This is a genomic window from Vibrio sp. qd031 (assembly GCF_002100145.1).
Classification (GTDB): domain Bacteria; phylum Pseudomonadota; class Gammaproteobacteria; order Enterobacterales; family Vibrionaceae; genus Vibrio.
On sequence record NZ_JXQD01000029.1, the window covers coordinates 37488 to 50166 of the forward strand.

7 protein-coding genes are annotated in these 12679 nt (G+C 47.5%); all 7 read left to right on the forward strand.

Features of this window, described 5'->3' with window-relative positions:
* The first annotated feature begins 78 nt into the window (after positions 1 to 78).
* The 7 genes from hrpB (at position 79) to ST37_RS16080 (ending at position 12675) form a co-directional block, all read left to right on the forward strand.
* Positions 79 to 2613, forward strand: a complete 2535-nt coding sequence (gene hrpB, locus ST37_RS16050) for an ATP-dependent helicase HrpB (RefSeq protein ID WP_084888229.1) — start codon at positions 79 to 81, stop codon at positions 2611 to 2613.
* Entirely contained in the window at positions 2610 to 4973 is a 2364-nt protein-coding gene (gene mrcB, locus ST37_RS16055; RefSeq protein ID WP_084888241.1) for a penicillin-binding protein 1B, read from the forward strand. Before hrpB ends, mrcB begins: the two co-directional genes overlap by 4 nt.
* A 58-nt stretch (positions 4974 to 5031) precedes the next feature.
* A complete protein-coding gene (locus tag ST37_RS16060) occupies positions 5032 to 7299 on the forward strand; it encodes a patatin-like phospholipase family protein (RefSeq protein WP_084888250.1) in 2268 nt (755 codons plus the stop codon).
* A 314-nt stretch (positions 7300 to 7613) separates the two neighbouring features.
* Complete coding sequence (gene acnB, locus ST37_RS16065; protein WP_084888252.1) at positions 7614 to 10211, forward strand: bifunctional aconitate hydratase 2/2-methylisocitrate dehydratase; 2598 nt, start codon at positions 7614 to 7616, stop codon at positions 10209 to 10211.
* Positions 10212 to 10533: 322 nt separating this feature from the next.
* Complete coding sequence (locus ST37_RS16070; RefSeq protein WP_084888254.1) at positions 10534 to 10899, forward strand: YacL family protein; 366 nt, start codon at positions 10534 to 10536, stop codon at positions 10897 to 10899.
* Between the two features lie 189 nt (positions 10900 to 11088).
* The gene (glnK, locus tag ST37_RS16075; protein ID WP_084888256.1) at positions 11089 to 11427 is read left to right on the forward strand and encodes a P-II family nitrogen regulator; all 339 of its coding nucleotides are present in this window, start codon (positions 11089 to 11091) and stop codon (positions 11425 to 11427) included.
* 18 nt (positions 11428 to 11445) lie between these two features.
* Positions 11446 to 12675, forward strand: coding sequence for an ammonium transporter (locus ST37_RS16080; protein ID WP_084888259.1), 1230 nt, complete (start codon positions 11446 to 11448; stop codon positions 12673 to 12675).
* Positions 12676 to 12679 lie beyond the last annotated feature (4 nt).

Genomic DNA, 12679 nt, shown 5'->3' on the forward strand with positions numbered 1-12679 from the left:
GACGTGGCTAAGCAAAGACGAATAGGGGAGACTAAGGTACACTATCTCGCTATTCAACACCGTTTAGTCGTTTTCTTTATGTCAAACTCCCCAACGCCGCTTGCTAACACCCCTCCTGTGGCTGAGGTATTGCCTGATCTGCTTGAAGCATTGAGGCAATCTAATCAGGTACTGTTAAAAGCCCCCACAGGCGCTGGTAAATCCACCTATTTACCGAAAGCGCTATTGGAGAGTGGGGCCGTTGTCGGGAAAATCGTGTTGTTAGAGCCGCGAAGACTCGCAGCAAAAAACATTGCGCTCTTTCTTGCCAAGCAACTCGGCGAGCCTATAGGGCAACGCGTTGGGTATCGAGTTCGTGGTGAGACTAAAGTCTCTGCCGATACCGTCATTGAAGTGGTCACCGAGGCCATTTTGACCCGCATGATCCAAACTGATCCAGAGCTCTCTGGTATCGGGATGGTGATCTTGGATGAGTTTCATGAACGCAGCATACACGCGGACACGGCGCTGGCATTTTGTCTAGAAATTCAAGCTGCGTTAAGAGATGACTTGGCCTTACTGGTGATGTCAGCCACGTTAGATGAACAGAGCTTTACTACCCTCATGCCGGAAGCGGTGTTCCTACAAAGCCAGGGTAAGAGCTATCCCGTTGAGTTGCAGTACGCTCCAGTACCTCATAGTCGCTATTGGCTGCCTCACGTTATCCAGACCATTCAAAGGGTTCATACCCAACATCAAGGCGTCATTTTAGTCTTTCTACCCAGCGTGGCGGCTATAGAGCGTGTATTCAGTGAACTCTCTGATGATGTCTCTGCGTCAACGGACGTCTCGGTATGTCGATTGCATGGCCGGCTTCCTTTTGCGCAGCAGCAGCAGGCAATTAAAGCCGATGACAGCATAAAGACCAAGATAGTGTTAACCACCAATGTGGCAGAGACGTCTCTAACGATTGAAGGGGTCACCCTTGTCATTGATAGCGGACTCGCGCGTGAAGCCAGTTTTAATCTCAACACGGGCATCACTAAGCTCGAGGAAAAGTGGACCAATCAATCGTCGGCCATTCAGCGTGCGGGTCGCGCCGGACGACTTGGGCCTGGCCAATGCATTCGGTTGTACAGTGAAACTCAGTTTAATCAGATGGCGAGCAATGCCGTACCGGAAATACTGCGCAGCGATTTATCGGCGCTGGCGTTAGAAATGAAAGTGTGGGGTGCAAACGAACCCAGTGACTTAGCTTGGTTAACACCGCCACTGGCTACTCATTGGGCGCATGCTACAGCGCTGCTTAAAGAATTAGGTTTGCTGGATAGCGCGCACAAGCCTACCGAATTGCTCGCGACCGCTCATCAATTTGGCTCATCACCTCGGATAGCATCAATGCTGTTATCCGCTCAGCAGGTTGCCAAAAATCCACGCCATGACCAAGTGGGCCAAAAGCTGCTGCACGGTGCGATTTGGTTGGCGGCCTTACTCGATGAACCAATAAAGCAAGGTGTCGATATCCAAGCATGGGTTTCACTTCTAGCGGCGAATCGGCACCCTAAACAGGCGTTAATGAGCAAACGAATTCAGCAGCTCAGTGGGCTGCTTTGCTGCGCTCTAAAAGGGGAGCCAGATCCTGCCTATTTAGGCATTGCTTTAAGCTTTGCCTTTCCTGACCGCGTAGCCAAAGCCCGCAGCGGTTCAACCAATAATCAATGGCAAAACTATCAATTGGCGAACGGCCACGGCGCTCAGATGCGCTCTGACGAGAAGCTAACGCAGCAAGCGTATTTGGTGTGTGCAGACCTGATCACCGCAACTCAATCAGCCAGTACTATAACGGCTGCGATGGGTGTGGATATTGACCTATTACAAACATTGAGAACTGACCACTTCGAGAAGAAATCATTGGCGAAGTGGAGTGATGAGCGTGGGCAATTGCTCGCCGAAACTCAATTATGTTGGGGGAAACTGGTGGTGTCGCGACGAGCAAACACCTCACCTGACCGACAGGATATTGAGCAAGCCTTGTTGCAGTATGTGACAAGTAAAGGCTTACAGGTATTGGCACCGACTGAGCAAGACTTGCAGCTTATTGAGCGAGCGCGTTGCGCCGCACAATGGCTTAATGAGCGAACTTGGCCAGATTTTGAACCAAGCTCTCTACTTCAGGCCGTCGATCTGTGGCTTGCCCCATATTTGACTAACATTGTGAATGCAAAGCAGCTTCGTTCGTTATCGGTTAGCGAACTACTGCAAGCCTACTTAGGCTGGGAAAATATGCAGTTGCTAAATAAAGAGTTGCCTACCCACTTAACGACTGCCGCTGGCTCTCGAAAGCGGCTGACGTATCAATTCGGTAAGTCACCATTTTTAGCAGTGAAAATGCAGGAAATGTTTGGTGAAAGTGACTCGCCAAGTATTGCTCATGGTCGAGTCAAAGTGACTCTAGAGCTATTGTCACCCGCGCAACGTCCGTTGCAAGTGACCCAAGATCTTGCAGGATTTTGGCTAGGTGCATACAACGAAGTGAAAAAAGAGATGCGTGGACGATACCCAAAACATGTTTGGCCCGACGAACCCCAACATCATCAAGCAACAACTAAAACAAAGCGGCAATTAAATCGATGAGTAAAAAGCAGCCTACAAAACGGACTCCAGTAAAGCGTAATACTGCGAATAAAGCGCCAGCATGCAAGAAATCGGCGACCCCACGTAGAGTATCCAAAAACAACTCCAAACGAGGTGGCTGGGGCAAAATACTGTGGGGATTAACCTGGAAATTAGGCTTGGCCGCCGCGGCGGTTTTATTGCTCGTTGGTTTGTACCTTTACTCGTTAGTTGAGCGGCGCTTTGAAGGGCAGTTATTTGACTTGCCGACTATTGTCTATGCGCGAGTATTAACCTTGAGTCCGGGGATGCAGATGTCCAACAAAGAGCTAAGAACGGAGCTGGATGCGTTGAACTACCGCAAAGTTGAGTACCCACGCTTTCCAGGTGAGTACGCAGCGAGCAGCAGTAAGGTCGAATTGATCCGAAGACCCTTTGAGTTTGAAGACGGGCCAGAGCCCGACCGTCATGTGATGGTGCATTTTTCTGGAGGTGAATTGTCAAGGATCTACTCTATGGAACGTCAAGCGGAGCTGGGTTTTCTAAGGTTGGAGCCTAAGATGTTAGGGATGCTCGAAAAAAATGTTGAGCAACACCGATTGTTCGTGCCCCGTGATGAAACACCAGAGTTTTTGATCGATGCTCTGTTAACGACAGAAGATAGGGACTTTTATCAGCATGACGGCGTTTCTCCTACCGCTATTTTGCGAGCATTTGCAGTAAACGTTAAAGCGGGAAAAACTGTTCAGGGCGGCAGTACTTTAACTCAGCAGTTAAGTAAAAACCTGTTTTTGAGCAGCGAACGAACCTTGTGGCGTAAAGTGCGAGAAGCGTACATCGCAGTCATGATTGATTACCTGTACGACAAGGACCGGATCCTGGAAGGCTACCTCAACGAAGTGTATTTAGGACAATCGGGTAGACAAGCCATCCATGGATTTGGGTTGGCAGCTCGATACTATTTTGGTGCACCATTACAAGAACTGCGAATCGATCAGCAAGCTCTACTTGTCGGCATGGTCAAAGGACCGTCGTACTACAATCCTCTTCGTCACCCGGAACGAGTGAAACAGCGTCGAGACCTGATTTTACGTTTGATGATGGAGCAGGGATATTTAACGGGAAACCAGTATCAAGTCGCGGTTAGTCGCGATATCGACTTGCAAGCGAACCCCCGAATCGCTCCGCGACAACCCGCTTACTTCGAGCTTCTAAAACAAGAGCTTAAACAGAAAGTGGGTGAAAACTACCACGAGTTTGTTGGCCTTAGGCTCTTTACTAGCTTGGATCCTGTGTCGCAAAACAGTTTGGTCTCAGCCATCACTGGTACGATCCCTAATTTAGAGAAGCGCAGTGGTGCCGACCTAGAGGCTGCGGGAGTTGCGGTTGATAGGGTTACAGGTGAAGTGCGCGCAATGGTTGGCGGTAAACGCACCGGATATGAAGGTTATAACCGAGCACTGAATGCCAGTCGGCCTATCGGTTCGCTGGCGAAACCTGCGGTCTATTTGACGGCTTGGAAAAAACCCAATCGTTACCAACTGATCACACCGATCATTGATTCACCGATTAGCTTAAAGGGAAGTAACGGTACCGTGTGGGAACCCAGAAACTACGATAGAGTGTTTCGTGGCGCGGTACCTATGTACCAAGGTTTGACGCATTCGTTGAATGTGCCAACGGTTAAGATAGGAATGAAAGTTGGGATTAAAGAGGTCACCCAAACACTGATTGACCTTGGGATCGATAGTCAAGAAATTCGTTCTGTTCCATCGATGTTTTTAGGTGCCTTTAGTTTGACCCCCTATGAGGTGACTCAGATGTATCAAACCATCACAAATTCGGGGCGCAGGTCTCCACTGTCGTCTTTGCGAGTGGTTATGGACGAAGAGGGAGAGGTGCTTTATAAATCGTTGCCACGAGCCAAACAGCAAGTCCCAGAGCAAGCCGCCTGGCTAACGACCTATGTGTTAAAGAAAACGGTCACTGAGGGTACAGCCCGATCGCTGAGTGGATATTCAAAGCACGGCTTAGCGGGTAAAACCGGGACGACCAACGATGGGCGAGATAGCTGGTTTGTTGGCGCTGATGGTCGAGAAGTTACCACCATTTGGGTTGGCCGTGACGATAATGGTAAAACCTCTCTAACAGGGTCGTCAGGTGCACTGCCAATATATAAATCCTATATTGAACAACGCTCTCCAAAGACTTTACAGCTCTCTTGGCCGCAAAATCTAATTACCTTGGGCTATCAATGGAATGACTCAGGAACCGTGCAATGGAAATGCGGGTCTAGTGTTAAAACACCGGTCTGGGATCCTAATGGAGTATTTAAAAAAGTCTGTGACAAATCTATGTTGCAAAAGCTGGTGGATTGGTAACGCTAACCCCAAACTTATGCTAACTTAAAGACGTTGCTTGTTATAAGGATTTAACAGAATGATCAAAGCGTTGCTTTATATTGTACTCAGCACCACTTTGGCGTTTTCAGCAGTATTGCGTGCTGACGAAGGCAGCGGGAAAACCATCGGTGTGGTATTGGCCGGTGGCGGGGCAAAAGGGGCCGCTCATATCGGCGTGCTTAAAGCGTTAGAAGAAATGCGGATCCCCGTTCATATCATCACAGGAACCTCAATGGGCGCGTATGTTGGTGGGCTGTATTCCACAGGACAAACCGCCGATGAAATCGAGTATTATCTCGATACTGTAAATTGGAACCTCGGTTACCAAGATCAAATAGAACGCAGTGATAGGCGTCGCCGCGAAAAAGAGTACCAAGATTACTACCAGATCAACACTGATTTTGGGGTTAGCTTATCGGGAACCAAGTCTCCAAAAGGAGTAGTTCAAGGACAAGGGATGTTGCAGATTCTTAGGCAAACATCGAAAAACCCCTTTCCTGTTGAAAGCTTTGATGAGTTTCCAATTAAATATAGAGCAGTGGCAACCGATATTGTGAAGCTGAAACAGGTCGTTATTAAAGATGGCTACCTCGTTGATGCTATGATGGCCAGCATGTCGGTTCCTGGAGCTCTTCCTCCCTATAAACTGGACGGAAGGTTACTTGTCGATGGTGGCGTAACCAATAATATGCCCGTTGACGTGGCCCGCTCGTTAGGCGCGGATATTGTTATAGCCGTAGACATCAGTTCTGATTACCTAAAAGAAGACAGTCTTAATAGCTACTTTTCTGTGGGTGGTCAGTTGTCCAATTATTTAGTTCGTCGAACCACGGAAGATCAACGTTCGACGATGACAGAGCAAGACACCTACCTAAAACCAGCCATTCAAGGCATAGGGACAACCGACTTTTCGCAAATGCCGGTTGCTTATCGCCAAGGTTACATCTCTGCCTATGAACAGAAAGCTCGTTTGCTTCGCTATCGCGTGTCTCAAGAAGAGTATTCAGCACACCGACAAGCGATAGAAGCAGGGAAGAGGCGTCTTACTTTTGGCGAAGAGGTTGTAGTCGAAAACATCAGACTTGAAAACAACAGTAACTATAACGAGCCCCTACTCAAGCATCGTTTGGATATTGAAACTGGCAACGCTTTGTCGATTGAAGAGCTGGAAAGCAGTATCGATAGGCTTTACGCATTAGATCGCTTTGAAAAAGTGACCTATCGCTACGAGGGTGAAAAAGACGATGGTACATTGGTCATTGATGTCACAGAAAAAGAATGGGGTCCCAACTATTTAGACTTCCGCTTTTTCGTGGAAGAAGATTTTAATTCAAACAGTCAATATGGTTTAGGTGTCGCTGTGAATTTTACAGGGCTCAATGATTTAGGGGGCGAGTTACTTTTGGCGGGTGATATCGGTACCGATAAGTCACTTGGTTTCGATTTCTATTCGCCGTTACTCGACAACCAAGCCATATTTGGTAATCTGCTGGTTCAGTACACTGAAGAAGAGCGTCGCCGTCTGTTTACGCTCGGAGATATTGAAGATTTAAGCCAAATTGAAGATTACCTGCCAGTAACCTACACGAAATTTAAAACCGAGGTTTCTGCTGGGTTTCAGCCAGAGCTATGGGCGGACTTGAGCATTGGCTTACGATATACCAAAGGCGATGCAGCCTACAGTATTACCAACTCAGTTGATGAAGTGGATTTTGAAACCAAGTCCCTATTTGCTCGATATGTGTTTGATACCTTAGACAGCTATTCACTGCCCACCAAAGGGTGGTACTTAAATCTTGAATATGCAGTTGTTGATGACTATGTTGGTGAAACTAAGGAGATCAGCGGCAGTGATGAAGTGGTGTATGAGTACCTTGGGGAGTGGGTAGGCGCGAAAAGCTTCGGTAAGCATACTTTGTCGGCGAGAGCCGAAATTGCCTACATTGATGCCAGTCAGGCTGCGATACCTTCAAACCCTTATTCGATTGGTGGGTTTCTCAATCTGTCGGGCACACCCCGTAACAGTAACTTTGGCCGTAACAAGCTGTTTAGCGATATTGTATATCGTTACAAACTAATGGATAACGACTTTGGACTATTCAAGTCACCAGTGTATCTTGGTGGTTCCATCGAGTATGGTGGAGTATGGTCTGATCCTAGGACTCAAATAGATGAAGCGCCGCTGTTTGTCGCGGGCTCTGTCTTCATGGGAATCGATTCACCACTTGGACCCATCATATTGGCCTATGGACTGGCTGAAAGTTCAATGAGTTCGGTGTACTTTATTGTCGGAAACTCGTTTTAGAATTCGTTGACTCACAAACAAAGATTGGGCGATGGTAAGTAATATCTCTGTTTTATTGAGTTTTTTTCACCCTTTAGCAAACCACAATTTGTCGTGTTTTGGCTCAACTTGCTATGTTGGTCAAAATGATGAGATTTTAATCGTTGGTTAAATTTGCTATGATCGCCACCCACAGTTTGGCAGCTAGCCTGTGTTGATTATTAAGAATTGTCACATAGATATTCAAAATAAAAACCGCCAGCTGACCAATTTTCCAAGGATGTTTACACCGCACACCATAAGTGTGGGTAGACCGCAAAAAGAGGAATGAAGTCGTGCTTGAAGCCTACCGCAAACACGTCGCAGAACGTGCTCAACAAGGTGTTGTACCTAAACCACTGGATGCTGAGCAGGTCTCGCAACTGGTCGAACTGTTAAAAACACCACCTCAAGGTGAAGAAGACTTCATCTTGGATCTGCTCGAAAATCGTATTCCACCAGGCGTAGATGAAGCCGCCTATGTCAAAGCGGGTTTTCTTACCGCTATCACTAAAGGTGAGGAAAGCTCACCAATCGTATCACCAGAAAAAGCCGCTGAACTGCTTGGCACAATGCAAGGTGGTTACAACATCGAGCCATTGATTTCGCTTCTGGACAGCGATTCACTGGCCCCAATTGCAGTAAAAGCGCTATCGCATACATTGCTGATGTTTGATGCGTTTTACGATGTTGAAGAGAAAGCAAAAGCTGGCAACTCATACGCACAAACAGTGCTACAGTCTTGGGCGGATGCTGAGTGGTTCCTGTCTAAGCCAGAGCTGCAAGAAAAAATCACGCTGACTGTATTTAAGGTTACTGGTGAAACCAACACTGATGATCTGTCACCAGCGCCTGATGCTTGGTCTCGCCCTGATATTCCAGTGCACGCATTGGCGATGCTGAAAAACGAACGCGAAGGCATTAACCCAGACAAAGCTGGTGAAATCGGTCCAATTCAACAGATTGAAGCCTTAAAGGAAAAAGGCCATCAACTGGTGTATGTGGGTGATGTTGTCGGTACGGGTTCATCACGTAAGTCTGCGACTAACTCTGTGCTTTGGTTCATGGGTGACGACATTCCAAATGTACCGAACAAACGTGCAGGCGGTTATGTACTGGGCGGCAAGATTGCCCCAATCTTCTTTAACACGATGGAAGATGCTGGTGCATTGCCAATCGAAGTTGATGTGACCAACCTAAACATGGGCGATGTCATCGATGTTTACCCGTTTGAAGGTAAAGTCACTAACCACGAAACTGGCGAGACATTGGCAGAATTTGGCCTAAAAACTGACGTATTGGTCGATGAGGTTCGCGCAGGCGGCCGTATTCCACTGATCATCGGTCGTGGCCTTACTGACAAAGCACGTACCGCACTGGGACTTGCTCCATCGGAAGTATTTCGTCTTCCCGGTGTAGTCGCGGATACAGGTAAAGGCTTCTCACTGGCTCAGAAAATGGTCGGTAAAGCATGTGGCGTGGCGGGTATCCGTCCAGGCACATACTGTGAGCCTAAAATGACCACTGTGGGCTCGCAAGATACTACAGGCCCTATGACCCGTGATGAATTGAAAGATCTTGCGTGTCTTGGTTTCTCATCAGATCTAGTAATGCAGTCGTTCTGTCACACCTCAGCATACCCTAAGCCTGTTGATGTAAACACTCACCATACACTGCCTGATTTCATCATGAACCGTGGCGGCGTATCGCTACGTCCAGGTGATGGTGTCATCCACTCTTGGCTAAACCGCATGCTTTTACCTGATACTGTAGGTACAGGCGGCGACTCACACACACGTTTCCCGTTGGGTATTTCTTTCCCAGCTGGTTCTGGTTTGGTGGCGTTTGCAGCGGCGACAGGTGTTATGCCTCTTGATATGCCAGAGTCTATCTTGGTGCGCTTTAAAGGTGAAATGCAGCCGGGTATCACTCTACGCGACTTGGTGCATGCGATCCCTTACTACGGTATTAAACAAGGTCTACTCACTGTTGAAAAAGCCGGTAAGATCAACGAATTCTCTGGTCGCGTACTAGAAATTGAAGGTGTTGAGCACCTGACTGTTGAGCAAGCGTTTGAGTTGTCTGATGCATCAGCAGAGCGCTCTGCTGCTGGTTGTACGGTTAAGTTGTCTAAAGAGTCAATCGAAGAGTACCTAAACTCGAATATTACCATGCTTAAGTGGATGATCTCTGAAGGTTACGGCGATCGCCGTACGCTAGAGCGCCGCGTCGTTGCGATGCAAGAGTGGCTAGCGAACCCAGAGCTTATGGAAGCGGACGCTGACGCTGAGTACGCACATGTGATTGAAATTGATCTTGCTGAGATCGATCAGCCAATCCTTTGTGCGCCAAACGATCCAGACGATGCTCGTTTGTTATCTGATGTTCAAGGCACAGAGATTGATGAAGTATTCATCGGATCTTGTATGACCAACATTGGTCACTTCCGCGCAGCAGGTAAGTTGCTCGAGAAATTCAACGGTCAATTGGATACGCGTCTGTGGGTTGCACCGCCAACCAAGATGGATAAAGACCAACTGACTGAAGAAGGTTACTACGGCATCTTTGGCCGCGCTGGTGTTCGAATCGAAACTCCAGGGTGTTCACTGTGTATGGGTAACCAGGCTCGTGTCGCCGATAAAGCAACTGTGATGTCTACGTCTACGCGTAACTTCCCTAACCGTCTTGGTACAGGTGCCAATGTGTATCTATCTTCAGCAGAGCTTGCTGCAGTAGGTGCAATTCTGGGTCGCATTCCTAATCGCGAAGAGTACCTCGAGTACATGAGCCAAATTGATGCAACAGCATCTGATACCTACCGTTACCTCAACTTCCACTTGATGGGACAGTACACTGAGAAAGCGGATACGGTGATTTTCCAAGAGCCAGCATAACGGCTATCTGGGAATGAAATGAAAAGGCTAGGGGTGACCCTGGCCTTTTTATGTAGAGGCGAGGAGCGAGAGACGAGGAGCGAGGACGCTGCGCTGCGAGGGGCGAGTGAACCCTCAATACCGGCCCAATGAAGCGCAGCGCCATTGTACCGGTAGTGAAAATCCACCCATCCTATCACCTCACTACCGGCCCAATGAAGCGAAGCGCCCATTGTACCGGTAGTGATAATCCTCTCCCCTTCTCTATTTCCCACAAGACACTACCACCTCTCTCCCCATATCAATTACAATACTTATACTCCCCTCAACCCAAATACACTCAATGGATTACGAATTCCGAAAAAACCTAATCGAAGGCGGCTATAGCGCTCGATTTTCAATGGAGCATCAATTTTTAGCCCGCTGGGTGATTGAAGATCTTGGTACGGACGACGCCCGAATTCAAACCTTGTTGAACCATATTGAAGCGCATCTAGCCAATGGCACTACATTGGAGCAACGTGGGCCAGAGATGACGTTAACGATAGAGGCTAACGAAGTTGTTATTCAGTCTAACGACTTGTTTTCAGAGCAACAATTTGAGCTAGAGCAAGACATGGACCTGTACCAAAGTGAAAGTATTGCAGAATGTGGTATCGAAGATTTCGAGGCAATGTTGCACTCTTGGAGAGCGTTTTTTACAAAATAGTAACTTTTCGCACTCATTTGTGGAATATCTGCGCTGTTTTAGTGAGTGCGATGCACCATGTTGGTGCGGTTATGTTCGTGCACTCTTCCCTATAAATTAATAAATCATTAAAAAACAACAACTTAAAAACATGGCACGCTCCTTGGATAGTAGATAAGTGTTAAAGGACTATCAGGCAAAGGGGATGCAATGAAACTGATAAACGCCATCATTAAACCATTTAAACTCGACGACGTTCGAGAAGCACTTTCAGACGCAGGTATCGAAGGGATGACTGTGACTGAAGTCAAAGGCTTCGGTCGTCAGAAAGGTCACACTGAACTATACCGTGGTGCTGAGTACCAGGTCGACTTCCTTCCTAAAGTGAAGCTAGAAATCGCAACACACGCCGACAATGTTGATCGTGTTGTTGAAGCAATTTCTAAAGCCGCACACACCGGAAAAATCGGTGACGGTAAAATTTTCGTTTATGACTTGAGTCAGGCGGTACGTATTCGTACTGGTGAGCTTGATACAGAAGCGCTTTAAGGATTGAGGTAATTGGATATGGAACTTTCAGCAACAGTAACAGAACTTCGTTACGCACTAGATACTTTTTTCTTTCTAATCTCAGGTGCGTTGGTAATGTGGATGGCAGCAGGTTTTGCCATGTTAGAAGCGGGCCTTGTTCGCTCTAAAAACACCACTGAAATTTTAACTAAAAACATCACGCTTTACGCTATCGCATGTACTATGTTCCTAGTCGTTGGCTACAACATCATGTACATAGACAACCCAGAAGGCGGCTTCTTACCTTCTTTGGGCGCATTGATTGGCACGCAAAGTGAAGGTGCTGACCACTCGCTAGAGTCAGACTTCTTCTTCCAAGTAGTATTCGTAGCAACAGCAATGTCAGTCGTCTCTGGTGCCGTTGCTGAGCGTATGAAACTTTGGGCTTTCCTAGTGTTTACTGTAGTTCTAACAGGGTTCATCTACCCAGTTGAAGGGTACTGGACTTGGGGCGGCGGTTTCCTATCAGAAGCAGGCTTCAGTGACTTTGCTGGCTCTGGTATCGTACACATGGCGGGTGCAGCAGCAGCTCTATCAGGTGTAATCCTGCTGGGTGCTCGTAAAGGCAAATATGGTAAGAACGGTGAAATCTACCCGATTCAAGGTTCTAACATGCCTCTAGCAACGCTAGGTACATTTATCCTATGGTTTGGTTGGTTCGGCTTTAACGGCGGCTCACAGCTAATGGTATCTGATTTTGAAAACGCAACAGCAGTAGGTCAAATCTTCCTAAACACTAACGCAGCCGCAGCTGCAGGTGCAATCGCTGCGCTACTAGTATGTAAGACGACTTGGGGCAAAGCTGACCTAACTATGATTCTTAACGGCGCGTTGGCAGGTCTTGTTGCTATCACGGCAGATCCACTATCACCATCGCCACTAGCAGCAGTAAGTATTGGTGCAGTAGCAGGTGCGTTAGTTGTGTTCTCAATCATTGGCTTAGACAAAATCAAGATTGATGATCCAGTTGGTGCTATCTCTGTACACGGTGTGTGTGGTTTCTTTGGTCTAATGGTTGTTCCTCTAAGCAATGGAGACGCAACATTTGGTGCTCAGCTATTGGGTGCAGCAGTTATCTTTGCTTGGGTATTCGGTGCAAGCCTAGTGGTTTGGGGTATCTTGAAAGCAACTATGGGTATCCGTGTAACCAGTGACGAAGAGCAAGAAGGTATGGACATGCACGATTGTGGTGTTGGTGCTTACCCAGAGTTCGTAACGGTTAAATAATAAA